Source organism: Faecalimicrobium sp. JNUCC 81, from assembly GCF_053667625.1.
Genome location: NZ_CM132203.1, coordinates 1,039,339 through 1,065,591, shown reverse-complemented (window position 1 = coordinate 1,065,591; position 26,253 = coordinate 1,039,339). Strand labels below are relative to the sequence as shown.

At 24.6% G+C, this 26,253-nt stretch carries 33 protein-coding genes; 17 read left to right on the top strand and 16 right to left on the bottom strand.

Translation table 11 applies throughout. The annotated features are described in order from the left end of the window. Positions 1-62 precede the first annotated feature (62 nt). Together JNUCC81_RS05330 and JNUCC81_RS05325 are read left to right on the top strand one after the other, a co-directional pair. Complete coding sequence (locus JNUCC81_RS05330) at positions 63-950, top strand: hypothetical protein (RefSeq protein WP_454095634.1); 888 nt, start codon at positions 63-65, stop codon at positions 948-950. Positions 951-979: 29 nt separating this feature from the next. After that, complete coding sequence (locus JNUCC81_RS05325; RefSeq protein WP_454095633.1) at positions 980-1,162, top strand: hypothetical protein; 183 nt, start codon at positions 980-982, stop codon at positions 1,160-1,162. A 156-nt stretch (positions 1,163-1,318) separates the two neighbouring features. Here the strand turns inward: JNUCC81_RS05325 and JNUCC81_RS05320 are convergent, their stop codons facing one another. From JNUCC81_RS05320 to JNUCC81_RS05310, 3 genes are read right to left on the bottom strand one after another with little or no spacing between them, the layout of a single operon-like run. Next, on the bottom strand, positions 1,319-1,573 hold the full coding sequence (locus JNUCC81_RS05320) for a Mor transcription activator family protein (RefSeq protein ID WP_454095632.1): 255 nt from the start codon (positions 1,571-1,573) through the stop codon (positions 1,319-1,321). Between the two features lie 11 nt (positions 1,574-1,584). Next, positions 1,585-2,886, bottom strand: coding sequence for a replicative DNA helicase (locus JNUCC81_RS05315; RefSeq protein ID WP_454095631.1), 1,302 nt, complete (start codon positions 2,884-2,886; stop codon positions 1,585-1,587). 23 nt (positions 2,887-2,909) lie between these two features. Beyond that, positions 2,910-3,665, bottom strand: coding sequence for a conserved phage C-terminal domain-containing protein (locus JNUCC81_RS05310; protein WP_454095630.1), 756 nt, complete (start codon positions 3,663-3,665; stop codon positions 2,910-2,912). Between the two features lie 433 nt (positions 3,666-4,098). On the opposite strand from JNUCC81_RS05310, the gene JNUCC81_RS05305 reads away from it, so the two are divergent. Both JNUCC81_RS05305 and JNUCC81_RS05300 read left to right on the top strand, forming a co-directional pair. Continuing rightward, entirely contained in the window at positions 4,099-4,728 is a 630-nt protein-coding gene (locus JNUCC81_RS05305) for a hypothetical protein (protein WP_454095629.1), read from the top strand. A gap of 146 nt (positions 4,729-4,874) precedes the next feature. Beyond that, positions 4,875-5,354, top strand: a complete 480-nt coding sequence (locus tag JNUCC81_RS05300; protein WP_454095628.1) for a hypothetical protein — start codon at positions 4,875-4,877, stop codon at positions 5,352-5,354. 363 nt (positions 5,355-5,717) lie between these two features. Here the strand turns inward: JNUCC81_RS05300 and JNUCC81_RS05295 are convergent, their stop codons facing one another. The 3 genes from JNUCC81_RS05295 to JNUCC81_RS05285 form a co-directional block, all read right to left on the bottom strand. Then, positions 5,718-6,815 carry an alanine racemase gene (locus JNUCC81_RS05295; RefSeq protein ID WP_208332954.1) on the bottom strand — a complete coding sequence of 366 codons (1,098 nt, stop codon included), beginning with the start codon at positions 6,813-6,815 and terminating at the stop codon, positions 5,718-5,720. A gap of 171 nt (positions 6,816-6,986) precedes the next feature. After that, complete coding sequence (locus JNUCC81_RS05290; protein ID WP_454095627.1) at positions 6,987-7,550, bottom strand: GNAT family N-acetyltransferase; 564 nt, start codon at positions 7,548-7,550, stop codon at positions 6,987-6,989. A gap of 323 nt (positions 7,551-7,873) precedes the next feature. Beyond that, complete coding sequence (locus tag JNUCC81_RS05285) at positions 7,874-8,617, bottom strand: metallophosphoesterase family protein (protein WP_454095626.1); 744 nt, start codon at positions 8,615-8,617, stop codon at positions 7,874-7,876. Between the two features lie 360 nt (positions 8,618-8,977). Here JNUCC81_RS05285 and JNUCC81_RS05280 point away from each other — a divergent pair, with 360 nt between their 5' ends. Continuing rightward, positions 8,978-9,250, top strand: a complete 273-nt coding sequence (locus JNUCC81_RS05280) for an ArsR/SmtB family transcription factor (protein WP_454095625.1) — start codon at positions 8,978-8,980, stop codon at positions 9,248-9,250. Positions 9,251-9,414: 164 nt separating this feature from the next. Next, a complete protein-coding gene (locus JNUCC81_RS05275) occupies positions 9,415-10,419 on the top strand; it encodes a permease (protein WP_454095624.1) in 1,005 nt (334 codons plus the stop codon). A gap of 191 nt (positions 10,420-10,610) precedes the next feature. On the opposite strand, the gene cspC is transcribed toward JNUCC81_RS05275, so the two are convergent. The 3 genes from cspC to JNUCC81_RS05260 form a co-directional block, all read right to left on the bottom strand. Further along, entirely contained in the window at positions 10,611-12,284 is a 1,674-nt protein-coding gene (cspC, locus tag JNUCC81_RS05270) for a bile acid germinant receptor pseudoprotease CspC (protein WP_454095623.1), read from the bottom strand. Between the two features lie 707 nt (positions 12,285-12,991). After that, on the bottom strand, positions 12,992-13,183 hold the full coding sequence (locus JNUCC81_RS05265; RefSeq protein ID WP_454095622.1) for a hypothetical protein: 192 nt from the start codon (positions 13,181-13,183) through the stop codon (positions 12,992-12,994). 102 nt (positions 13,184-13,285) lie between these two features. Then, positions 13,286-13,636: a hypothetical protein gene (locus JNUCC81_RS05260; protein ID WP_454095621.1), complete on the bottom strand. Its 351-nt coding sequence runs from the start codon at positions 13,634-13,636 to the stop codon at positions 13,286-13,288. 163 nt (positions 13,637-13,799) lie between these two features. Here JNUCC81_RS05260 and JNUCC81_RS05255 point away from each other — a divergent pair, with 163 nt between their 5' ends. The 5 genes from JNUCC81_RS05255 (at position 13,800) to JNUCC81_RS05235 (ending at position 16,195) form a co-directional block, all read left to right on the top strand. Further along, positions 13,800-14,150 (top strand): DUF2200 domain-containing protein, encoded by a 351-nt coding sequence (locus JNUCC81_RS05255; RefSeq protein WP_454095620.1) that lies wholly within the window; start codon positions 13,800-13,802, stop codon positions 14,148-14,150. Positions 14,151-14,480: 330 nt separating this feature from the next. Beyond that, positions 14,481-14,843, top strand: coding sequence for a DUF2089 family protein (locus tag JNUCC81_RS05250; protein ID WP_454095619.1), 363 nt, complete (start codon positions 14,481-14,483; stop codon positions 14,841-14,843). A gap of 25 nt (positions 14,844-14,868) precedes the next feature. Further along, entirely contained in the window at positions 14,869-15,270 is a 402-nt protein-coding gene (locus JNUCC81_RS05245; RefSeq protein ID WP_454095618.1) for an SHOCT-like domain-containing protein, read from the top strand. A gap of 10 nt (positions 15,271-15,280) precedes the next feature. Continuing rightward, positions 15,281-15,553 (top strand): hypothetical protein, encoded by a 273-nt coding sequence (locus tag JNUCC81_RS05240; protein ID WP_454095617.1) that lies wholly within the window; start codon positions 15,281-15,283, stop codon positions 15,551-15,553. 198 nt (positions 15,554-15,751) lie between these two features. Beyond that, a complete protein-coding gene (locus JNUCC81_RS05235; RefSeq protein ID WP_454095616.1) occupies positions 15,752-16,195 on the top strand; it encodes a DUF4829 domain-containing protein in 444 nt (147 codons plus the stop codon). 243 nt (positions 16,196-16,438) lie between these two features. On the opposite strand, the gene JNUCC81_RS05230 is transcribed toward JNUCC81_RS05235, so the two are convergent. Further along, entirely contained in the window at positions 16,439-17,122 is a 684-nt protein-coding gene (locus JNUCC81_RS05230) for a hypothetical protein (protein WP_454095615.1), read from the bottom strand. A gap of 533 nt (positions 17,123-17,655) precedes the next feature. Between JNUCC81_RS05230 and JNUCC81_RS05225 the strand changes: the two genes are divergently transcribed. The 4 genes from JNUCC81_RS05225 to JNUCC81_RS05210 all read left to right on the top strand — a co-directional run bounded on the left by JNUCC81_RS05225 (position 17,656) and on the right by JNUCC81_RS05210 (position 20,190). Further along, positions 17,656-18,123, top strand: a complete 468-nt coding sequence (locus JNUCC81_RS05225) for a hypothetical protein (protein WP_454095614.1) — start codon at positions 17,656-17,658, stop codon at positions 18,121-18,123. 491 nt (positions 18,124-18,614) lie between these two features. After that, the gene (locus JNUCC81_RS05220; RefSeq protein WP_454095613.1) at positions 18,615-18,899 is read left to right on the top strand and encodes a hypothetical protein; all 285 of its coding nucleotides are present in this window, start codon (positions 18,615-18,617) and stop codon (positions 18,897-18,899) included. A 115-nt stretch (positions 18,900-19,014) separates the two neighbouring features. Next, on the top strand, positions 19,015-19,698 hold the full coding sequence (locus tag JNUCC81_RS05215; protein ID WP_454095612.1) for a hypothetical protein: 684 nt from the start codon (positions 19,015-19,017) through the stop codon (positions 19,696-19,698). Positions 19,699-19,866: 168 nt separating this feature from the next. Then, positions 19,867-20,190: a DUF3784 domain-containing protein gene (locus tag JNUCC81_RS05210; protein ID WP_454095611.1), complete on the top strand. Its 324-nt coding sequence runs from the start codon at positions 19,867-19,869 to the stop codon at positions 20,188-20,190. 211 nt (positions 20,191-20,401) lie between these two features. Here JNUCC81_RS05210 and JNUCC81_RS05205 read toward each other — a convergent pair whose 3' ends face one another. From JNUCC81_RS05205 to JNUCC81_RS05195, 3 genes are all read right to left on the bottom strand, one after another. Then, positions 20,402-20,917 carry a hypothetical protein gene (locus tag JNUCC81_RS05205; protein WP_454095610.1) on the bottom strand — a complete coding sequence of 172 codons (516 nt, stop codon included), beginning with the start codon at positions 20,915-20,917 and terminating at the stop codon, positions 20,402-20,404. A gap of 692 nt (positions 20,918-21,609) precedes the next feature. Beyond that, a complete protein-coding gene (locus JNUCC81_RS05200; RefSeq protein WP_454095609.1) occupies positions 21,610-21,786 on the bottom strand; it encodes a hypothetical protein in 177 nt (58 codons plus the stop codon). Beyond that, positions 21,743-21,907, bottom strand: a complete 165-nt coding sequence (locus JNUCC81_RS05195; protein WP_454095608.1) for a hypothetical protein — start codon at positions 21,905-21,907, stop codon at positions 21,743-21,745. The genes JNUCC81_RS05200 and JNUCC81_RS05195 overlap by 44 nt, the downstream gene beginning before the upstream one ends. 451 nt (positions 21,908-22,358) lie before the next feature. On the opposite strand from JNUCC81_RS05195, the gene JNUCC81_RS05190 reads away from it, so the two are divergent. Then, positions 22,359-22,637 (top strand): hypothetical protein, encoded by a 279-nt coding sequence (locus tag JNUCC81_RS05190; RefSeq protein ID WP_454095607.1) that lies wholly within the window; start codon positions 22,359-22,361, stop codon positions 22,635-22,637. A 136-nt stretch (positions 22,638-22,773) separates the two neighbouring features. Here JNUCC81_RS05190 and JNUCC81_RS05185 read toward each other — a convergent pair whose 3' ends face one another. Next, positions 22,774-23,532 carry a helix-turn-helix domain-containing protein gene (locus JNUCC81_RS05185; RefSeq protein ID WP_454095606.1) on the bottom strand — a complete coding sequence of 253 codons (759 nt, stop codon included), beginning with the start codon at positions 23,530-23,532 and terminating at the stop codon, positions 22,774-22,776. Positions 23,533-23,851: 319 nt separating this feature from the next. Continuing rightward, positions 23,852-24,046 (bottom strand): hypothetical protein, encoded by a 195-nt coding sequence (locus JNUCC81_RS05180; RefSeq protein WP_454095605.1) that lies wholly within the window; start codon positions 24,044-24,046, stop codon positions 23,852-23,854. A gap of 216 nt (positions 24,047-24,262) precedes the next feature. On the opposite strand from JNUCC81_RS05180, the gene JNUCC81_RS05175 reads away from it, so the two are divergent. After that, a complete protein-coding gene (locus JNUCC81_RS05175; RefSeq protein ID WP_454095604.1) occupies positions 24,263-24,772 on the top strand; it encodes a hypothetical protein in 510 nt (169 codons plus the stop codon). 447 nt (positions 24,773-25,219) lie between these two features. On the opposite strand, the gene JNUCC81_RS05170 is transcribed toward JNUCC81_RS05175, so the two are convergent. Next, positions 25,220-25,924 (bottom strand): hypothetical protein, encoded by a 705-nt coding sequence (locus tag JNUCC81_RS05170; RefSeq protein ID WP_454095603.1) that lies wholly within the window; start codon positions 25,922-25,924, stop codon positions 25,220-25,222. Positions 25,925-26,253: the final 329 nt, after the last annotated feature.

The window sequence follows — 26,253 nt, the reverse complement described above, 5'->3', positions numbered from 1 at the left end:
AAGGGGTTATAATATAGGTATAAACTACACTTCACGACATTTTATAGAAAGGATACCTATACATGAAAGATGAAAAATATATTAAATATGGATTATTATCATCCATACTTATAGCTTTAGGTCCAATACTGTGGCTATTGATGAACATATACAATAAAAATTCTGAATCTATAGTATTGAACATAGCTTTTGTTATAGTTGGAATTGCTTTAGTATTTTATAATCTCAGAAAATATTTAAAAGTATACAGCAAAAAACGTAATATAACCTTAGACTTTTTAAGCCATATAGTATCCTTTATATTTTACATTCTATTAATAGCAGTAATGGTAATAGCTTTTCTAGGATTTTGCATGGTAATTGCACTTTTACAACAAAAACTATTTATAAATGAAGAATATCTAATTTATCTTATAAAATATCCATATTCATATTTATTATTTGTAATACTGATAATAGTAGCTAGTAAAATCGGAATGCTATTTTCAGGAGAGGAAAAATTTTTTTCTACTAATAAAGGCTTATCTCTGTGGTTAAAGTTTGATAAGTTTATTATATTAGCAATAATTCCACTTATATATATAATACTGACTAGTGTAGTGGTAGTTACAAAAGATGGTATTTATGATTATAGCTTTTACAACTTAAATGGAAATAAATACAGCTTTAGTGATGTAGGGTATGTAAATACTGGTTTTGTTGATAGTGGAAAAAATAAGGGTGAATTTTTCTATAATATTGAGTTGAAAAATGGTAAAAAGTTGAGATTATCTTATCCATCTTTGACTCAGACTTCAGAGAAATATGATTCATGGCAAGAATATGTTGATATAGATAAATATATTATGAATAGTAGAGCAAAAAAGGACTCTAGCGAAGAAGGATCAAAGTATGTGAAAATGGATAAGATTTATGTAGATAAATTATTACATGTTGTAAGAAATAAATAATTAAAATAATACTTAACAAGGGGTGTTTTATGAAACAATCTTTTTTTTATACTAATGGTATAATTTTACCTTTATGTATAATACTAGCTTTAATTTTAAACGATAAGGTTGGTGCATTTGGAGTAATAGCTATAGTATCAGGCTCACTTTCTATAATTATAAGTATTTTTGCTCTTATATCAAATAAAAGACAGCATAAAGATGCTAAATAGTTTAAAATATATGTTTATACAAATGATTTTGCCAAATTTTTAATAACTTAGTATTAAATTTAATTAATAACTGTATCTTCGTGCATCTATTATGAACACTAGGATACAGTTATTTTATTCTTTATTTATCACACTTTTGCCTAGCATAATCTAACTTTAACATGACTTAATAATATATCTTAAGTGATTTTCACTAATTCCAAACTCTCTTGATAACTCTTTTGCATTAGTTCCATTATACTTTTTCTTAATCTCTCTATTTCTACTATTTCTAGCGATACTTTTTTTATTAGGAATATAAAAATGACATCCTCCAAACTTTTCACAAATCTCTATAAACATATCCATCCCCATAAAATCAACAAGCTCTACAAGATCTTCTCTAATATCATCTATTCTAACCTCTTCCATAATAACCCCTCCTAATATTTTATTTCTTGAAAGTGAAGTCTTGGTCCATGATAACAGTAATGCTTAAACTTAACCTCTCCATCTCTGCACTTTGCAACGATTAAATCAACTAATTTAGTACCAACCTTCTTAGCTGCTAGTACCTTTCTTTTATCACTTTTTATATTTTGGGTAGCTTCCTCTAAATCACTTCCAACAGGTTCATGTATATAAATAACGTTATTACTATCATGAAAAATTGCCTTACTGTCTCTCATTGGTCTTTCTCCCCAAGGTCTAAGGTCTTTCATTTCATCATTTAATTGACTTAGTTGAATAAGAGGAATATTAAAGTCTATTGTAATATTTTTTAGCTCTCTAGATAACGTAGCTACTTCTCTTTCTCTATTTTGTTGGTTAGCTTCAACATTTAAAAGCTGAAGATAATCAACTATAACAAGATCTGGTTTAATTTGCCTAATCCTCTTTTTAATATTGCTTATTGTGCTTATTCTATCATTTATATAAATAAGGTTTGCCTTACCAAACTCTCCCATAATACTTATAATCTTTTGCCAATCATCTTCATCAAGACCTTTATCCTTCATCTTTTTTATGCTAATTCCAGTCTTTTTAGTAATATTTCTCATAAATATTTGTTCATTACTCATTTCTCTACTTATAAATAATACCTTCTTACCTTGACTTATAACGTTTAACATAATTTGAAGTGCTAAAGCTGTTTTTCCTACACCACTTCTAGCAGCAATTGTAGTAAGTTCTCCCTTAAATAAACCTCCAATAGTATCATCTAATAGCTCAACACCAAACTTCATACCTACTTCTTCACTATTTTCTAAAAAATCTAGAATTCTTTCGCAAATACTTGAAATGCTGTCATCTTCATTATCTTTATCATCTAATGTATCTTGGATTTTATTTTCAAATTTATATAAAGATGTGTTAATATCTTTTCCTTGAATTATAGCTTGAATAAGGTTTGTACAATTTTTTACTACTCTTCTTCTTATATACCTTTCTTTTAAAATCTCTATATGAGTATCAATTGCATAACTAAGTCCCATAGACGCTAACTCTGTAAGGTATGTTACTTGTATATTTATGGATTTTTCATCTAGCTTAGTCTTTATAGTTTCTAAATCTAAAGTCATTTTATTTTTATATAACTCTTTCATAGTGATAAAAATATGCTTATTTATATCTATGCTAAACATACTTTCACTTAATTCATCTACCTTATACCCCAAACTGTTATCAACAATAAGACTTCCTAAAATTGATTTTTCTATATTTATTGAATCTAAAACTTCCATAAACTTCCCCCTTGTTAAAAATCTTAAAATTCAAATTCAACACTCCAAGGCTCTATATTATCTAGATTGTTTTTTTGTATATATTCTTCATTTAAATATCCTTCAAATTTATTGCTAAATAGTGTTTCTGGCCTTAGAAATTTTTCCATATTCGTATTTAGCCATTGTTTACACTTTGTATCTATTACCTTAAAAAACTCCTCTTCAATAAAACCTTCATTTAACCTAGCTCTTATTAAAGACATAGTTTTTTTAGTATTTGGTTTAAAGTTCTTTTTAGCTTTATTATTTAAATATCCAATAACACTTGTGTATATTTTTATATATGTATTTAGATTATCTTTTTTAGATGTCTCATTTGAAGTTTCACCTATAGGGTTATCTTCAGTTTTTATAGCATCATTAAAGTCTTTGAATTCACTAAGTTTTATAGTAGCATCTATAGTTTCTATTTTAGGTTTATTTTGCGTTTTTAGATTTTCAGGTATAAGGTACCTATAAACAGAACATTTATTTTTTCTAGTTCCATTTTCTACAAGCTCTATAATTTCAGTTTCTTCAAAGTACTTTACTAATTTATCAACTGAACTTTTTGCTAAATTTAAATCTACAGATGCAGACCTTCTTGTTATAGAAAAATATCCACTTGGCAAATCTCCATTCATTTTGTTTTTATTTACTTTTCTCATTATATAATGGTTAAATCTAATTTTTTCTATATCATTATTGCAATCAAATTTAAGTATGTGTTTATTCATTGGATGAAAGTAATCTCTCATATTCTTATCCCCTTTGTATTAAATTTTCTTTATATAATATAATATTAATAAATTTCGTTCTATTATTCAATATATCTTCTTAAAATAAACAAACATATATTCGTAAATTTATATTTATTGAAATCTTTGATTATTTTTAATAAAATTCTTTTATAACCTATATTTAACTAATGTAAGCAATATTAATATTTTCACACCATAAACATACGTTCTTATATTAAATAAAAATGTTCTGTATTTATAAGTTTATATTTATATATATTTTTTTAATAAATTTTAAAGGGATATTAATTTTTAACTTGAATATTTTTATAAATATACTAAAATATAAATTTATATTTTAGTTAGTATAAATATATTTTTTATATTATTGATGTATATAGATATTAATTATATAATTGTTCCATAATATTTTTTGAAAGGGGTATAACAATTGACTACTCTAAAGGAAAGTTTAAATGAAATTAGGCAAAAAGAAAGATCTGATTTGTCAATAAATCAAAAATTTATTAAAGCTTTACTTGTTTTTATATTTGGTGCTGTTATGGGTGTTTTTGCAAAATATACAGATGGTACCCTTATAGGGTTAATCGGGACTTATTTAGGTATTTGGATTTTTATTGCAACTTTAATTTCTGTACATAGCAAAACACCAGAAGAAGCAGCACTTCATGTTTTTGCATTTTTTGTAGCTATGCTTTTAGCTTATTACATTTATTCTATGAAGTTATTTGGATTTTTCCCAAGCTATTATTTCTTAGGTTGGATGGGGATTTGTTTGCTAACTCCAATAGGAGCATATATTGTTTGGTATGGTAAAGGTAATCATTTAATTAGTTCAATTTTTGCTTCATTACCTATATCTGTGTTGTTATGGGAGGGGTATAGCTTTTACTATACATTATCTATGCCACAGTTTCTTGATATAATTTTTGCAGTGTTACTTTTATTTATTTTTAGTAAAGATTCAAAACAAATACTTAGAACTGTGCTTATTAGTCTAGTATTATTTTTTATAATCCTTAAGTTTGATATAATGTATTTATTTATTGGTGGATTATAATTATTTAATATAGTTTAAAGTAAAGATACTTATATAACAAAAGTAACTATAAAAATAGATATACATAATTAGCTTAATGTGTTATAACAATAGATAATAGTAAGAAATCTAATAATAAATATAACGCTAAAAGGGGATTGGTATAAGTGAGTGTTAAAAATAATTGTAGAGTTGAAAATGTTTCAAAGTATTTAATTGAAAACTTTAATGCTATAGAAATTACTATAGGTGAGTTTTTAGAAAAAAATAAAGATATCTATGAAGATACCTTTGAAGATACTGCAATGATTTTTAAGATAGAAGACGAAAATATTATTAAAAACCTATTAAGTGAAAATGAAAAATCAGAAATAGAAATTACTATAAATCATTTAATGAAAAACAATCAAATAGATGATGTTTCTCCTTATATGAACAAAATAAGTACTGGTAAATTAATCATCATACTTTTAGAGAGTAAGGATAAAATAAATTTATCTGGATTTGTAATGGAGGGTAACGGTCAGGTATTATTTGATTACCTAACAAGTTTAATTGATGAACCTATTGAAAAATCTTTAAATCCGCTAGATGAGACAATTGAAGAATTTAGCCATTTTAGACCATATGGCAAATATTTTAAATAAATATCTAACTTTTTTAACTATAACGGTAGATTATTTTAATAATAATCTATCGTTATAGTTTTATTTTTATATTATAAATGGTATATGTTAAAAATTAAAAGAAGTTAATCCTTTTTATTATTTATAGCAGCTTTATAAATTCGAAGCTTGTCGTTGCATATGTTCCAAAAACTCTATTATTAACTTTCTCTTATAAGATACAAATTTATGCTCAAAATTATCATTTGTCAGTATAGAAATTCCATTTGGAACTATGCCTAATGTATTACGTTTAGTTATTGAATATAACATAAAATAACTTTATTTTATTAAAAATGAACTAAAATAGGCTTATTCTGGAGTGAAATATAATAATAAATATTTTTAGTATAAATACTTATTATTAACATAATTAGATGATGTTAAGTAAAGTACATTTGGATAAAACATTCCAAAATCCAATATATCTCCCAATTTAAATTCTTTATTGGAATTTTGTATATCTATTATAAGGTGGTCACTACTACTTCCCACTATTTCAATGCCTTCATCTAACGGTATTAAGCTATCATGAAAAACAAAATCTTGTTTACCAATTCCTAATATTGCTCTTTTTCTTACTCCTTTATCTTCATATGTTGGCTTATTTCCAAATGCATCTATAAACATTTCCCCTATGGGATAGGATGGCTTATTTTTTAATTCTATTATCTCAGCTTTTAAAATTATTGTATCTTTATTAATTCCATCTACATCATATCCCCAAAAGTCTATTAAATCTCGTCCTACTAATATTGCTTCACCTACTCTTAAGTTATTAATTTTTTTAGGTATATTATTTTCTATTATTAAAGGTAATGTAGTAGTTGCACCTCCTGATATTAAGTCTAATTCTCTGCCTATATGATTTTCAATCTTTGTTGCTACATTACATAATTTATTCAAATTTTCATATGATGGTTTTATAGATCCATAACAACTTAGATTAGTTCCTACTCCATATAGTTTTACATATTTTAAGTTGTTTTCTATGTATAAGGCTGTATTAATAAATTCATTTTCATCAAATATTCCTTCTCTTAAATCCCCTAAATCCATCATAAGAATTATTTTATGCTCTTTATTTTGCTTTTTGCACTCTTTTTCTATTTTATTTATAGTTTCTATTTCTGAATTTAAGCTAATATCAATGTATTTTACTACTTCTTCTAATTCTCCTACCATAGGCATACGAATTAGCATATTTTCATTTTCAATTTTATTTTTCCTTATATCTATTAACTGTTCTATTCTAGAGCTTGCTATATATTTGCATCCTCCATCTACCATTTTTTTTACTACTTCTATTTGTGCATTTACCCCTTTTACTACACCTGCTACGGTTATATCTTTTTCTTTGCATAGATTTACTATATACTCTGTGTTTTGATAAATTTTATTTAAGTTTATTTCTAGAATCGGATACTTCTCTGTATATTCCATAATTCCCCCTAAATATATTTAATATAGTTTAGCTTTATGCTTGTTATTAAATAGTCAATTTTTATGCACTTTAAAATATGATGTTTATTTAATAGTCTTATTTTCTAACTAACTCATTAATATAATTATGGTACATTTCTATGCTAAATCCAACAACTAATAAATATTTTATCAAACTATACTTATATCAATTTGTTTTTCTAGTACTTTTGCTCCAAATAGTCCTTTATATATACTTCTTAAACTCTCTTCAACTTGTTTTTCAACAAATTTATCCTGAGTCATAATCATAATTATATATTTTACTCCGAATACTGAACTTCTAACATTTGTATGGTGTAACCCATTTTTTTCATAGAATTTTATTCTCTTTTTTCTATATTCTAAGTCATCTTTATCAATTGCATAATCTGGATCTTCTATTTCGCATATTATACCTTTATATGACTTGGTAATTTCATATAACTCATTTAAAAATTTACTTCCATATCCTGTCCCTCTAAATTCAGACTCTACAACATAATAATCTAACATTATGTATTCACTATTTTCTGATTTACATAGTAATGCATATGCAACGAGCTTATCACCTTCATAAAGTCCATATCCCATATATTTTTCTTCTTTTATTAATCTTTTTACTAGCTCATAAGGTTTTATTTCTTCTTTATGAAACTCATTTACTAACCTTTCTTCGCACACTTTCAATAATTCTATATCGCTAAATTTTTTCATTTATATCCACCTCTTAATCTAATGATTTTATATTCATTCTAATCTTTGGTATAATACCAAACTCAATCATTTTTATAATATATTTTATAATTTAAGAAAATTTAATTTAGTAAAAATAAAAAATACTTAGAATTGATTCTAAGCTTATTTTAAAAGTGATTTTGGCCAATCATCAAATTTCACTTTAGGATTAGTTTGTATGTTTAGAATAAAGTTTATGCCCTTAAAAGCCAAATAAATGGATTCTAAGGGCATAAACTTTATTAGTCATTTTATATTGATGGTATAAATACTTAAGAATAAATAAGATTATATTAATATATTTACTTTGAACTTCCCTCTCTTATAAGTCTTGCAAAATCATTTGGTAGTATTTCATTTTTCTCAATTTCTTTTGCTAATTTTTCAAAATTATACTCTACTTCAATTATTTCAACTTCAACACTTGAATGAGGTTTTGATAATTCATCTTCATTTTTTATATCTATGATTACATAATTTGCATTAGGATTATTAGTCTTTGGCTTTCCTACGCTACCTGCATTTACAAGTAATTTATCTCCATAGAACTTAGCATATGGTATATGAGTATGACCACAGACTAATATATCTTCTACCAGCTCACTCATAACTTCATCTGCTTCTTTAGAATTTTCCTTTAAATACTCATTTATAAGTCTTGTACTTCCATGAACAAATCTTATAGTCTTATTATTAAAAGTAAATATTACCTCTTGGGGTAAATTTCTTAAAAATACTTTATTTTCAATTGTGGTTTCTTTCCCTGTAAAATGTATTGAAAGGCCTGCTTTTTCAGCATCTTTTGGGTCTGGGTAATCACATCCACATACTATTTTAGAATTTCCTATTGCTTCATCATAATTTCCCATTATAGTAAGTATTTTTTCTCTTTTTAAAGTCTCTATAACTTCATTTGGTCGAGTTCCATAGCCTACTAAATCACCTGTGCATACTGTCATATCTATATTTCTTTTTTCAATATCTAATAAAACTTCATTAAGTGCATATATATTACTGTGTATATCTGATATTACTGCTATTTTCATATTTGCCTCCTATTTAATTTTCTTTCGTTTATTTTTTAAATTATATCTTTAACTTTAGATACAGTATTAAAATTAATTTCTGTCTCTTTATAATATTTTAAAATATTAGCTATTCTAATTCTCATTTCATCTCCTAAAGCTTTTACAATTTCATATTAATCTTTAATCATATGATATGCTAAAAAATAGTTTTTGTAAATTAATGCATCAATTTTTTTTGATATATTTTATAGCTATTTATTTTTATATCCTATTATTTTTTAAATATAAATATATTTTTATATTTAATAACACTAAATATTTTATATTATTAAACATTAAATATTTGTTATAATAATATAAAGTGTTGGAGGTACTGTAATGAATAATATAGACTTAATCTTTAAAGCTTTATCTGATCCTATACGATTGGGTATATTAAAAAAACTCTACTCTGCTGAAAGTGTTTGTGTATGTGAATTAGTTGATATATTCGATATATCTCAATCTAAGCTATCATACCATTTAAAGTTATTACTTTCTGTAGGTCTTATAAACAAAACTTCTGAAGGAAAATGGAACTTTTACTCTGTTAACAGAGATACACTCTCTAAAATATTGACTTATGAAGTTATACAAAAAATATTTTTTTAAACAGTTGTCAAATCAAAAAAAATTGATATAATGAATAATATAAAATATAAGTTTTTTATTATTTCATAAATATCAATTTTTTTAATGTTTATTTATAATAAATAACTTAATATATTTTTAATTCTAATATCAAATTTTTTTGATGTATTTTAAAGGAGATTGAGATGAACGTATTTAATTTTTTTACCGACCAAATCTTAGGAATGAAATGGTTATCGGATTTAACTACATTATTTGTTGAAAATATATTAAATCTTGATATAACTTCAAAACTTGGAGGAAGTGTTCAATTTTTTATATACGATACTATAAAAATATTTATATTACTAGGAGTATTAATATTTTTCATATCATACATTCAAAGTTACTTCCCTCCTGAAAGAACAAAAAAAATCCTTACAAGGTTTAAGGGAATATCAGGTGCAACAGTTTCAGCTCTTTTAGGGACTGTAACTCCATTTTGCTCTTGTTCTAGTATTCCAATATTTATAGGATTTAGTAATGCAGGTTTACCACTTGGTGTAACTTTTTCATTTTTAATATCTTCGCCTATGGTTGATCTAGCATCACTACTATTATTAACTGGATTCTTTGGTATGAATGTATCTATTTTATATGTAGTTCTAGGACTTATAATTGCAATAGTTGGTGGAACTATTATAAGTAAACTTAAATTAGAAGATGAAATTCAGACATATACTGAAAATACTAGGGATCTTTACGATGAATCTGAAAACTTTAACCAAAAACAAAGATTAAATTATGCAAAAGAAGATACTTTAGCTATTATAAAAAATGTTTATAAGTATGTTTTAATCGGAGTTTTTATAGGATCTTTAATACACAACTGGATACCACAAGAGGCAATACTTGCAGTACTTGGACACAATAATCCACTCTCTGTTTTTATAGCTGCTGTAGTAGGTATTCCGATGTATGCTGATATATTTGGAACTATTCCAATAGCTGAAGCATTATTTATGGCTGGAGTACCTATAGGAACTGTCCTTGCATTTATGATGAGTGTTACAGCACTTTCTCTTCCTTCTATTATTATGCTAAGTAAGGTTGTTAAACCTAAACTATTAGCTATATTTATAGGAATTGTAACAATAGGCATAATTATAACTGGGTATTTATTTAATTACTTTAGCTTTTTATTAATGTAATTTCAATTTTTTATTCAATGTGGACTATAGACATTTTATCAAGTAAATGTCTTTATGATTTATTATATAAATCCTAGGCGTAACAAATAGTTAACGTGTATCTAATATCACTATTAATATTAAATATTAATAAAAAAATATTACTGGTTTCAGTAATATTTTTTTATTAATTTATTTATATACCTATATATTTAAAGAATTTCAGCAATAGCTTGTATTGTGTTTTGTATATTTAAAATTCCATATCCCTGAGAGCTATTTGGATAAACATATATTTCTTTTTTAGTTGCCCCAAGCATTAGGTATGTTTTAAGAACTTGTGTAAATAGTCCTCTTCTTGCATATGCACTTTGCTGGCTTATATAATCCATTATAAGAGCTAAAGCTCCTGTTGCTAAAGAACTACTTACTCCTGTTCCTGTAGCTTTAGCATAGTTTTGGTTTATAAACGTTGATATTATATCAACTCCTGGAGCTACTATATCTGGTTTTGTGTATCTTTCCTTTACTGGTCCTTTTGATGATCCTATCCACATACTAGTTGTTTTATTATTATATGTACCAATAGTTATAACATTTTCTGTTGTTCCATATAATGTTATTGTTGAATAAGAATCTGGATCTATAAATCTGGTATCTTTAGCCATTAACTTTTCATTAGGAAGGTAAACATCATAATCTCCTGTTATAAAAAACTCAGGAAATAGTCTTAAAATCCATATTCCAGGCTTTATATCATTTATTCTTATAGATAACTCTTCATTTCCTGAAAAAATCCATGGATAAGTAAGAAACATTTCAAAAGTTGAATTTTCTAAATTAAATTTACCCTTATATACTTGAATATCTGGAGAATATTCTACTGGATCACTAACTTCTCCTGAAGGTGATATTAAAAATGCACTAATTTTTCCCGGCCCATTTGCAGCAACAGTAATATCTAGTGCTTTTTGTTCTCCCACTTGTATAACTACATCTTGAGGTGTTTGGTCATCTCTAAAAGTTCCATTATAATGAATATCTGTATTTCCTTCATTTCCTGCACCGCTAACTATAATAATTCCTGAACTACTTAAATCAGGAAAAGTATCTAATAAATTAGTTATTATAATAGACTTTGATCTATCAGCTACAGTTAAATTTATTATGGCTAATCTATTATCTCTCTTTGATACATCTATTACATACTTTATAGCCGCTAAAAAATCAGTATTTAAGTAATTTATTCTGCCTTCTTTATAAGTCCCTTCATAGTGTCTTAACTTAACAACTACTAATTCACTATTAATTGCTACACCTTTATAAAGAGAATTTAATCTCCCACTTCCTACAGCTATTCCAGCTGCTATTGTTCCTGTTCCAATATTATCTACACTTAAAGTTGGATCTTTATCTGCTATCGCTTGATTTATTTGTTCTTGGCTAAATTCACTTCCAAATATCATCCCTTCTGGAGGATTATTTTTATCACTTTCTTGGTCCCAAATAGATATTATTCTACTAGTACCATCATTTCTTATAAAATCTGGATGTAAATAATCTATACCAGAATCTATTATAGCAACTAATATACCAGCTCCAGATACATTTAAATATGGGTGATTATATATATAGTCTGTTCCTGAAGCAGCTGTAACAGTCACTCCTCCTGCTGTTGACTCATCTATTTCTATCAAAGAACTTAATGGCGATTCTCTTTGCCACCATGCAACTTCTGGTATTATATTTAGTATCGTTTCATTAAAATTCACGGGCACATATATAACAGCAAGCTGGCTATTTAAAAGCATATATTTACTAATATTATTTTGACTGAAAGCTTGAACTATATCCCCTTGATAAATTACGGTATATGATGTTTCCATGTTTACCTCCTTACCTTAATTGTTCAAGAATATTTTTATACTAAGAAATCCATATCCATAACTATTGTTATGATATAAAATATTACTATCTCTAACTGCACCAGCTCTAAAATATATTCTTATTTTTTGAACAAATGCTTTATCTGGATATAGTATCTCAATTAATATTTATGTACGCATGACTCAATATCTCCTTTTCCTGAAAATTTAAAAATCTAGTATTTGAACTTAAACCTTATGACGTAGGCAGATACATATTTATACTTACATTTAATATGCTTATTGACTCAAAAACGATCCTCAGTATTTCTGGTGTTATGGTACTATCTGATGTTAGTTAAAATGTTACTCTTCTCGTAAGTGAAATTCTTTGAGTTTCTTGATTTGATGGATTTACTAGTTGAATACTAAAATCATCTAAAAAACTAGGCTATATATTAATATATATGTGTTAAACCTGTCTTTATTGTTTAATACTGATATAGATTTCTATAAATATGTTATTTCTTACTTTATATAAGTAAATATTTTGAACTAATTAAGTAAAATTCCGTCATAAAGCTTTTTACTATAATACTTGAAATAATTTTTTAGAGATTAGTTTTTGAATTTTAACTAGTTTCCAAATTCTCCTTTAAGATGTAATAAAAAAATAAGGCTTGAATTAAGCCTTATTTTTTATCTTTAATTTGAATATCATCACTTCTTCAAACAAAATTAACCTGTCTTTCATTAAATGTTTTATCTGTTATAACTGCAAACTGTTCTTTGCCAAAATATAATTTTCCTACATATACATCATTATATTTATTTTTATTTTTACACCATATTTTTTCTGTTCTACATCCATCATCATTTGTTCTTACTATTTTATGACCTTCCTTCTCTCTCTTTCTCATATACGGACTCTTCAGGATTATTCGCTTGATTTGATTTATCTGGATTATATGGGCATTAATCTTATAAATTAAATCATTATAATGTTGTTTACTACAAATCAATTATCCAACTCTTGTTCCACTAGGTACTGCTTTTTCAGGTTGTGCTAACACAGGAATAATACCATCAGCATATCCAATATCAAAGAGCATCCCTTCTGAAACTTCACCAGCCATTTTCTTTGGAGCTAAATTAACTATAAATAGTGCCTGTTGGCCTTCAATCTCTTTAGGATTATCTCTTTCACCTTTCATTCCTACTAATATAGTTCTTGTAAACTCCCCAAAATCAACAGATAATTTAACTAACTTGTCTGATTTTTCAACATCCTCGACTAGTTTAATTGTTCCAACTCTAATATCAATCTTATCAATTAAATCCATATTAATATTTGCTTTAACTGGAGCACTCATACCAATCCCTCCCTTTCAACCTATTTTAAATAATTATAGCATAGGAAGAAATATTAAATATCCATTATTCAACAACTATGCTATATATCGTAATACATCTTTTCATTAAAATTTGATATAATGAATACTAAAATTAACTAAGTTATCAATACGGAGGTTTTATATGAAAAAACATCGAATATTTACAACTAGTGTTTCAAGTGTGTATCCTTATTATGTAGCCAAGGCTGAACGTAAAAACCGAACAAAAGCAGATGTTGATGAAATCATATGTTGGCTAACTGGATATAGTCAAGAAGAATTAGAAGTTCAATTAAAAAAAGATACAGATTTCGAAACTTTTTTTTCAGAAGCCCCTACTCTAAACCCGTCAAGACTTTTAATTAAAGGTGTCATCTGTGGCGTACGAGTAGAAAATATTGAAGACCCAATAATGCGAGAAATTCGTTATTTGGATAAATTAGTAGATGAATTGGCAAAAGGCAAAAATATGGATAAAATTTTACGTCATTAAAAATAATTAATATTTTTCTAATTTAATAAAGTATATATTTAGTAATGCACGGAGAAATTTCCGTGCATTTAGTTTATCTACCGTCTGAAACCTTATATTTTATAAGGTTTTTTGTTAGTTTTTACTAAATCTATTTAAATAAGTATTTAGATAATAGTATTTATTAAATATCCGCAAAATACTTATTTAAAATTATTGACAGTAAAATTAATATTATTAATATATAAGCATATAAAAATTAATATATTTAAAAATAATATTAAAAATATCAAATATATTAATGACATTCTTTAAATATTTTAATATACTAATATTAAAAGAGGTGATAAAGTGCATAAAGTTATAACTAAATGTCCTGTTTGTACAAAAGAGATGAAGATTATGAAATTAAAATGTAATCATTGCAACACAATTATAGAAAATGAGTTTTCTATTTCAAAATTTGATAGATTATCAAAAGATCAGTTAAACTTTGTAGAAGTGTTTTTAGCTTGTAGAGGAAATATAAAAGATGTTGAAAAACAATTGGGTATATCTTATCCAACTGTAAGAGGTAAGCTTGATGAAATTAATAATGAGCTAGGTTTAGTAATAAAAAAAGATACAACAAAGGAAAAAGAAAAAATAATGGATATGTTAGAAAATAAGGAGATAAGTTCTGAAGAAGCTATTAATCTTTTAAAGAAATTATAAATTAAAATATAAAGGAGTAATCAATATGGAAGATAAAAAGAGAATTTTAAAGATGGTTGAAGAGGGAAAAATAACTGCAGAGGAAGCTATAAAACTATTAGAGGTATTAGATTCTAATGAAAAGTGTGATACCGTTGCTAAAGCTGAAATATTTGAAAATGATGATTTTTTTGATATAAAAAATGATGGCCAAAAAGGAAAGATATTATTTGTAAGAGTAAAAAGTGAAGATGGAAGTAAAGTTAAGATTAATATACCATTAGAATTTATAAAGATAATGGGTGGATTAGGAAATATGTACAATGATAAGTTTGAAAAATACAATATAGATATAGCAAAATTAATGGATGCAATAGATAATGGATTTGTTGGAAGAATTGTAGAGGTAGAAGATGGAAATGACAAAGTTATAGTAGAGATAAAATAGGGTTTTGGGTATGAGAGTAATCATCAAAAGCAAAGAAGATAAGGTTAATATAAACATAATATTACCTCTAGGTGCTATAACGACTTTGCTAAGAGTATCTAAGCCATTTATAAAAATCTATTATAATAAAGAAGTTAAAATTAGCAAAGTAAATTATACATTTAAACCCAATGATGTAGATGTAATTATAAAGGCTTTAAAATACCTAAATAAAGAACATAAAGGGCTAAATCTAGTAGATATAGAACAAGAAAATGGAGATGTTGTAAAAATCAAGATTTAGAAAGGTTATTTTTATACTAAATAGTTATTTTTTAGTCCCAAATTGTAATTTAACTTAAAAAGATTATTTTTTATTTTAAAATATTTATAAAATTTCACTCCAATTCAAAGTCATTTCAGTACACATTTAAGCTCATTTTAAGTTTATATGTTAAAATAACTTTGTATTTATAAAAAATATAAAGGAGCCAAAATTAATATGAAAAATAAAAAACTAACATTTCTCTTTTTCTTAGTTGGAATTTTAATTATATTTGGAGTTGTATATTATAAAAATAAAATAGAATGGCAATATAATCCTGTTAAAGTTATAGAAAAATCTTTTGAATTTAAAAATAAACACGATTATGATGAATATAAAAAATGTTATAACTACCCAGATTCTATACAAAAAGATAGTCTAGATAATATAGAATTGATAAAGATTATAAGTATAGATAAAGTAAAAGATGAAAATCTATATAAAGCTTTTACAGAGGGTAATAATATTGATAAGAAAAATGTTGAAATATATAAAGTTAAATATAATATTAAATTTAAAGATGCATCAAAAACACCTATAGACAACGGTGAGGATGAAATAGACTATACATTAGTTAAAGATGAACATTCAAAGTGGAAAATTGATTCTTTGGGACGTTAATAGTTTAATATTTTATGTATTATATATTATAAAATTAATAAATCTCAAAATTTCTGTTTAGGAACTGCATACAGATTTATAAGCCATTAAAATCCATTTTGAGATTCTAATGGCTTTTACTATTGTCATAAATTTTGAAATCTATAACGATTTAATCTAATTATATTATTCTATGTCCATCATAATTTATAATACTGATTTCACTTATTCTTAATAGTCATATAAAATTTATTAATTTTATTTTTAATAACCTTCTAACGATTTAATTTTATTTTTAATTCCTATACTTATCTTATCATCCAAAGATATTTTTTTAAGCTCATTGTTTAAATCTTCTTTTTGTTCTTGTGAAAGTGATATTTTTATTGAAGGATCAATGTGCTCTATTGCAATTTTTATATCATAATCAATAAAATTAGATATATCTTCTAGATTATTAATTAAAAATTTTAGATTTTCATATGATATAGTATTAGAATCTCTCCCCTTATGTACTAAGTATTCACTAAGTTGATACTCCTCATTTACTACTTCAAAGTAACTACCTGCAGGATCAATTATACCTTCCTTGGAATTTAGATACTCAATAAGTTTAATTTGCTTTATTAATTTCTCCTTTTCTGTTAGGTCACTATAATTTTTATTAAAGAAAGCAACTAGACCCCATTCAGACGTTAAAATTCCAAGTTTACGATCTTGAAGTTCTTGATTTGAAGTTTTACCAAAGTTATTAAGGTATCCTACATTTTTATCAACACCCTTATCTCTAATTTCTGTCAATTGCTCAATACTTAAATCTTCTAAGTCTTTAGGCTTAGCAATTTCTTGCACATTACCATTATCATTTTTATTAGCAAATAGTAGTTGAGAAACTGATACTGATAGAATTATCGCTAGAATTATTATAATTATTTTTTTATTAAGCATTTAATCTCCCCCTTTAATAGTTTAACTTTTAAACTATCTTCAAATTTTAACTAATTATTCAATTTTTTTGTATCATTTATAGCTAACTTCTAAATTACAATTAAAAACCCGCTATATCTTTAGATTAAGATTTTCTATTACATATTAACATAAAAAAATATATATTTATTACAAATAGATTAATATAGTATTAAAGTGGAGTAAAGTTAGATATAAAAGATATAGCTTAAAAATTAAGTCGTATTTTTATATCTAGTTTTACTTTATCTAAAAGATGTAATTTATACGTAATTAGATAATAAATCAAGAAAATTTAATCAATCCTCAAAAGATAATTCTTGTATTTATAGCCAAATTGTAACTATTTTAGCCTAACTTTTTATAAATACCTTTAGTAAAATAAAAATTAGGTTTGTTCTGAAAAACTGAACAGACTTATCTATTTTGAATACAGTTTTAATAGCATTTGATTTAATTCCTCACAAATTTCAAAATATATAAAAATAAATAGCAACAGTTGGTAGGTGAATATATTGAAAAAATTAATTAAGATAAAAAAAATAAATAAAATTTTAAATGAAAGAGAAAAATGCTTAACTGAAAAAAATTATATTATGACTAATAAATATATAATTAGCAATTTTTTATTAATTAATGAACCAAATTATTTTGAAAAAAACATTTTAGATAATCTTATTAATATATTAATAAAATTACCTAATCCGCAGTTAATGTATGCAATTCCACAATTAGTAGAAGTACTACAAGATTTAAATTGGCCCGGGAGTATGGATTCAGTTGAATTTTTATCAAGTCTCCCCATTGAAAAATATATTAAAAGTTTAGAGTATTCACTAGAAAAAGCAATAAAAGAAAAAGATGAAGATTGGTTATTTGGAATTTTTTATCTAATAGATAAAGTCCCTATTAAGGATAATCATTTTAAAAGAAAAGATATATATATTCAAGCAAGAAGTATGTATAAAAAAATCTGCGAATAAAACCAGACCAATTTTGATACTGGTAATTCCTACTTAAAATTTCGCTATTATATTCTAAATATTAAAAATTTAAGGAGAATATTATTATGACAATATATCTATTTTTATATTTAATATCTCCTATTTCAGGTATAATTTTTTTAAATATCAGTTTATCCATGTAAATATTTATTCTTTTATTATTATACTTAGATTAATTCATTTTTTACCAGTAATACAATTCAACAATATAACTTATGAGATCAAAAATCTATATTTTACTCCAAAATAAATCTATCTTAGTCCATTTTGTACTTTATTTTCAAATATATATGTTAATATAATCTTTATAAATTTCAATTTAAATTAGAGTCAATATAATATGAAACTTATTTTAAATAAAATTAAAACCTTTAAAATCCAAATAATTAGATTTTAAGGTCTTTTCTTTAAACAATCTTTTAGATAATAGTTTAAATCTAATATTATAGAGTTAAAAAAGGGGGCATATTATGAAAAACTGCTCAGAGTGCAATTATACTTTTACATTCAAAGATAGATTAAAAAGCACACTTTTAAGAGAACTAAAATGTAAAAATTGTAATTCTATATATAGAGTTGAAAGTAGTATTTATCGCTTTATTTATTCCTGTATTATAATGCTTTTACTAAGTTTTATATCAAATTATGCAAGCATATTTTTAGGTACTTCAATTAAAGTATTAATTTTATTTATAATCTTAATAATATTTGATTTAATTCCTCATAAATTTCAAATATATACTAAAATAAAGTAATACATTCTCAAGTTCCAGTTTAGGATATAGTTAGCTTAAGGTAAATTTTTATAGGTCGTACATTTATATTAAATCATATTTGAAAGGTAGTTATTAAATAAGGGGGGGTTAACATATGAACATTTTAGATATAAGTAATAATAGCGTACTATTAGATAGTTATAACAGCAGTTCTTTAAAAAAAATACAAATCAATGTTACTACTAATAAAGAACATACAGATATATCATTAAAAGAATTAAGTGCTATTAATAAAGGTAAACATTTAGCTATAGAAAGCTTAAACGCTACATATAATTCAAACATAAATAAAAAAATTCAAGAGTCTTTAGAACGTAAATTATCACAGCTTAATGAAATAAAAAACATGATTGAAAATAAAGATAAAAAAAATGATACAGTAGAAAACGCTAAAGTTGATAGCCATATCAAGAGTACAGAAAAAATCAAAGATAAAAAAGAAACTTTACTTAATGAAGATGAACAGACTAGTCTTCAAGATATAAACAAAAAAATATCTGAAACTAATAATGAGTTAAAGGAAGTTATGATTGTAGCTGAAGAGTTAAGTAAAGAATCTGAATTAATTGATGAAAGAATATATGTATTTAAAAAAATGTATGGTAATGATATATTCAAACTTTCAGAGAAAGAGGCAATTTTAAAACAAGTCTACGATACTCGAAACAATCCATTAATTCAAGAGCTAAAGAGTACTCTTAATGAAATTATAGAACTTGAGGCACAATTAAAAGATAGATTAAATAAGGATGAAGCAGAAGATAAAAAAGAAATATAGTTATATAATTTAAAAATTTGATATTTTAACTAAAATTAAGAATTATTGAAGTGAAGTTAAAAATTTTTTAGTATATGGTTGTAAATGTCCTTTATAAATTAACGATAACTATTCATAATAAACATAAACTATATTATAATATCTCTTAAGCATTGGGGGGGGCTAAATTTGTATTTAAATTCTTTAATTATGTCTTTCATATTTTTTATAGTAGCTTTTATATTTTTTATTTTTAAAAATAAAGCGTGTATCCTAATAGGTGGATATAATTGTATTCCAAAAGCTCAAAGAAAAAACTATGATGAACTAAAGCTTAGTAAAGATTTCAAAACTACCTTTTTTAAATATGGCCTAATATTTTTATTAGGATCAATTGGTTGTGTATTAGTTTCTGATTGGTGTTTTTGGATATCCCTTACAATTTGGTTAATATACTTTCTTAAAAATGTGAGTTTTGATAATAAAATTTTTGATAAGTATAAAATCAATTAGTAGCTTTTGATATTTATAATAAAATTAAAGCCATTATAATCCATTCACTTGAATTATAATGGCTTTGTTTAGAATAAAGTTAATACACATAGAATTCAAATAAATGGGTTCTATGTGTAGGTTTACTACTACAGAAACAGATAAATAAAGAAAAGAATAATAAATAAAATAATACCTCTGAATACATATGCATCCTGAGGTATTATTTTGTTTATTTTGAATTTAATAGATTAATGACCTTATTTTTCTCTGAAGAATCAACAAAAATAGAACAAGGTATAACGACATATTGCTCGATATTTGGACCTAGTGCCATTATAACGTCTTTTTCTACTACAACCTTTGAAATATCTTTATAGTATGTTTTTACAGTAACATTAGTATATGAATAGATTACATGGTCTTCTTTAAATTTGACAATTTGCTCCTCTAGTAAACCAGGTTTATTTTTTAACATATTAGCAACTACCTTAGATCGTTTTCTATCAAGAAACGACGGACTTAAGGAAATAAAAAAAACTATTAAAATAATACCTGCTACTATACCAAAGGCAATGAAACTTTTAAATCCTTGAAATATCAAGAAAGCTAATGACATCCCTACATATGTAAATAGAATAACACGTTTCATTAACTTAACCATCCAAGCGCGTCCACCGCCAAGCGTTTCTATAACTTTAAATACTGTTGTATACTCATCAACAGTAAGTTTAAACTTATACTCCATATAATCGCCTCCTGGGTTTATAATAAATTTAACCTCACTATTTTAATTATATCCATTTTAGATTCATTTAAATTCTTGTTTAAAAAATAAGCTTCTCTCTAGATGTTTTATAATAAGTTTTTGTTCGTCCATATAAATCATATAACCCAAGCGAATTTGTTGCCAGATGATAAACCCTAATAGTTTACCCTTTACTATCTACTTTATATTGCTACACTTTACTTGTTGTTTTACCCCAAAACTGATTTTCTCTCTTAGAGTACTCCATATCATCATAAGATAATCCAAAATCTTTGCTATGTATTTAAAGAAGTAATCTACATAAATGTATACATATATTAGAAAATAAATAATTTTGAGATAGGTAATTCTTATGAATGTATTACATGTTTTATTAATGTTTATACTAGGAGTGTACAGAACAAGGTACGCACAAGAATAGTCATAATAAATATAGAAAGGAATATATAAAATATGCAACATCCTAAATATAGTAAACTATTATTTAGCTTTATATGTGTATTGGCAATAATGGGAATATATTTATTAAGTTTTCCAATTAATAACTACCAAAATACAAAACAAGATTCAAAAGATACTAATACTGCCTTTCAATATTTTCAACATTTAAATGATTAAATTATATAAAACAAAAGAATTCTATACTGTTAAACTTGTAGAAATTTTTTGTTTTATATAGCTATATCAAAAGAATTATCTTCTTCCAATATAATTTCAAAACTTTGTATATCTCCATTCACTCTATATTTATTATCACTTAAATCTTCATATGATCCTTTATCAACCTCTCTATTATCAATATATTCAATAAAAATTATTATCTTCCTTATTAAATAACATTTGAACATGATATCCATTTACCATATTACTTTGGTAAAATCCATGCAAATCTAATTTTATACTATATGAACAACCAATCATTAATGAAGTAAAAAACAAACATAACATAGAAAGTGCCATTTTACTCATAAATCTATTCCCCCATATATAATGCTTAATTTATAACAATTCTGAACTTTAATTATATTATTCTCCATTATTTATCAATTTAAAGCAATCACATTATTTCTAGTGAGAATACTATAAAAAATAGAACTATAATATAATTTCACTTTATGGACTAGTTATATATATGAAACAAATATAAAACTCTTAAAATTCAATTATTTTAATTTTAAGGGCTTTTTTACTAAACATTTTTAAATGTGTTTTTAGAGAAATTTTTAGAATATAATATATTATTTTTATATTTCGCTCCTAAATAAACCCATTTTAATCCATTTTTAATTATTATTTTAAAAATTTTTATATAATTAACTTTGGTCTAAATAAATTAATATTTCCTAGAGGTTTAGTAGATTGTTTTAAAGAATCAGATACCCCAAGAAGAATAAGTTAGCCAAAATGAAAGGATTAAAAAATGAGTAAACAATTAAGAATAATAAATTGGATTATAGGAGGAGTAGTAACTTTATTTTTCTTATTTGGGCCAATGTGGTTTTTTGATCAAAATCCATATAGTAACCCATATAAAATTCCTGTAAGGGTTGTATATTTATTTTTAATATACTGTGTTTTATCATCAGCATATTGGATAATGCATAAAAAATCAAATATGATATTTCATTATCTTTTAATCGTAATAGTATATACATGTATAGCATTTTCTATAATAGTGTATGCGGCATATAAAGGATAAATTATAACAACTTAGTAAATGGCCTGCCTCTCTTATGTATTTGAAATAAAGTTAATGCCCTTAAAATCTAAATAAATGAATTTTAAGGGCATTTTGGTTACTTATCTTTAAATGTGGTTTTAAGGAATAATGTTTTCTATTTATTTCGTTTTCTATTTATGATTTCAATAACTATATATCCTATTATTAGTGAAGGTGTAACATACATGATAGTTTTATGTATTAAAGGGTATATTTCAAAGATTTTATTTTCAGGTATTCGGAATATAAAATAAATAATTTGATTCTTATTATTTTCTTGAGTTCCGAATATACCGCCATAATACTCTTTATCTTCTTTCCAATTTCCATATTCAAAAATTTTATCTGAGGACTTATTAGAATATTTATAAGCCTTTTCTTTATTTGGATACAATCTTAAAAATAAAATATCTTTTGATTCAATCAATTGATCTACATCTGTTTTGTAGCTATCTATATCATTTATATCCTTATTTTTTATTATGATACTTAATTCCTTACGAATTTCCATTCCTTCATTTAACCAATATTGCCATCTTTTTTCAGCAATGCTTTCTTCTGCATTAGTTAAGGTTATTACTAAAAACAAAACAATAAATAATACACATACAATTCTAGATATTTTTATAAGTTTGCTTAATGCTTTAGAATCATTTGAAAGTTTTTTCACCATATCTTCATCCTCCCTTAATAGCTCATCAAGAGAAATATTATATAAATCACTAAGAGCTACTACACTTTCTAAATCTGGGTAACTTCTGCCTACTTCCCAATTTGAAATAGTTGTTCTAGATACATTTAAGATATTTGCTACATTCTCTTGAGTTAGTTCTTTTTTTAATCTAGCCTGTTTTAATTTTCCTCCAATTGTCACTATTACTTCTCCTTTCAATTTCAGTATGCAAAACTTTTTCATATTAACCTAGCCAAGATTATGAACACCAGTAGGAAACACTATGTCAAGATTCTTCACATCCGCTTAATTTGAATAATTTGACAATATTTTTTATTTTAATTTTTTAATAATAACTAGTAAATATTTAATCCTTTATTTAATAAGGATTTATCTAGCAGTCTTAAAATTTAAGTTTAAGGACTAGGGTCTTAAAATAAAGCCCTTAAAATCCAACTAAATGGATTTTAAGGACTTTTTTACTAGATACATTTAAATGTATTTTTAAGAAATAGTTTAATTACTTAAATTCACCTGGGTTCTCTGCTAAAAACTCTATATGGCCACATGTAGTACATACATAACATAAAACATCACTTATCTTTTCACCTTTAAAGGTACCTTTTTTCTTTGCACTTATGTATGGTTTTACTCCAACTAGCATAGTCTTAAAATCCACTATCTTCATTTCAATTTTACATTTCTGACATTCCATAAATTTTATCCCCCCTTTTAACATTTATGATATATGTATAACTAAAAAAATAAAAGTAAATTTATTAACTGCTCCTTAAAATTTACTTTAGAGACTAGTATTTTTAAAGGATGATATCAAGCACAACTATTTTAGTGAAGACTTTATAAAAATAGTTGTGCTACAGTTAAATTAATATTTATTATAAATATTAATTTATTAAGAAGAGGTATTCTGATGAAAGAAATTTTATTTTTATGTGGCCTAAATGGAATAGGAAAAACTACTATTTGTAATGAAATTATTAAACAATTACCAAATTCAGCTTATATTGATTCTGATTCATGTAGGATGATGAACCCATTTATTTTAAATGATGACACAATACCTACAATATCAAATAATATTAGTGATTTACTGATTAATTATTTAAAATGTTCTACTATTAATACTGTAGTTTTTTCGTATGGATTTCACGGACGAAGAAAAGAAGTGTTTCAAAATGTTCTAATGGAAATTTCTAAAGAAGAATATAACTTTATTCCGTTTTTACTTTGGTGTAGCGAAGAGGAAAACATTAATAGAATGAATATTGACAACAGAAGTTATGATCGTATTCAAAGAGCTTTAAATGAATCGAGAAAAGCTTTTGATGATATGATTTATCCTAAAATAGATATAACTAATTTATCTGCTTATGAGGCTGCAAAAACTATAATTACTAAAGCAAAATCAGGTATCTATTAAAAGACAAATTCTCTAAAAAGATTTCATCATAAAAAATAAATACTTCTTAAACTTTACGCTTAAGGAATAGTTTAAATAATTCTATCATTTTCAATATTTTTAGAAACTAAAAGATCCAAATTTTAGTTTTTTAGTCTTACTCTTTTTAATATCTATCTGCATCAAAATTGCTTTTAAAAATCCTCTGTTGTTTTTTGTGATACTACATATTGGATTTATAACTCAATTAATATACCTCAGACAAAGCTGAGATCTATTTTTTTAATTAATTTATGAATATTTCTATAGTAATTATAAAAGTATCTATTTTTGACTATCCTTTTTGGTTGAAAATAAAAGATTGATAGATTATATATGCTCTCCCCTCTGTACATATTTTTATTTTAAGCTTTTACTAAGTTTCTTATCTGCTACCCTCTTTATTCACAGTATATAAAAATTATTAGTTTAACCTTGTAATTCTTTTATTTTATTTTTAATTTCTATATTTATATTATTATCTAAAGATATTTTTTTTAGCTCATTGTTTAAGTCTGTTTTTTGTTCTTGTGAAATTTTTATTGAAGAATCAATATTATTTATTGAAGAATAAATACGGTCTATTGCTTCTTTTATATCATAGTCAATAAATTTAGATACATCTTCTAAATTATTAATTAAAAATTTTAGATTCTCATATGACATAATATTAAAATCTTTTCCATTTTGTAACAAATATTCACTAAGTTCGTACTCTTTATTTGATAAATTAAAATACTCACCTGCAGGGTACATTATATCTTCATTATAGTTTAGATACTCAATAAGTTTAATTTGCTTTATTAATTTCTCCTTTTCTGTTAGGTCATTGTAATTTTTATTAAAGAAAGTAACTAATCCCCATTCAGAATTTAAAATTTCATTTTTACGATCTTGAAGACTTTGCTTTGAAGGTTTTCCAAAGTTATTAAGATATTCTACATTTTGATCAATACGTTCATCTCTGATTTCTGTTAATTGTTGAATACTTAAATCCTCTAAATTTTTAGATGTAGCAATTTTTTCTACATCACTATTAGTATCTTTATTAACAAACAATGATTGAGTAGTTAATAAAGATAAAATTATCATTAAAACAATTAAAGTTATTAGAGTTATTTTTTTATTAAGCATGTAATCCTCCCCATTTAATAAACTAAGTTTTAAATTCCTCTTAAAATTTCACTAAGTCAGTATTTGTTAAATTTTTCTGACTATATACTTTATAATCAATTCTAAAATTTCACTTTAGGTACTAGTTACGTCTTTAGATTAAGATTTTCTATTACACATTAACATAAAAAAAGTATATTTACTAACAAGTGGATTAATATAGCATTTAAGTGGAGTGAAATTAGATATGTTTAGAAATGTTTTTACAGTATAATATATTATTTTTAGATTTCACTCCTAAATAAAACTATTCTAATCCATTTTTAATTATTTTTCGAAGAAAAATTATA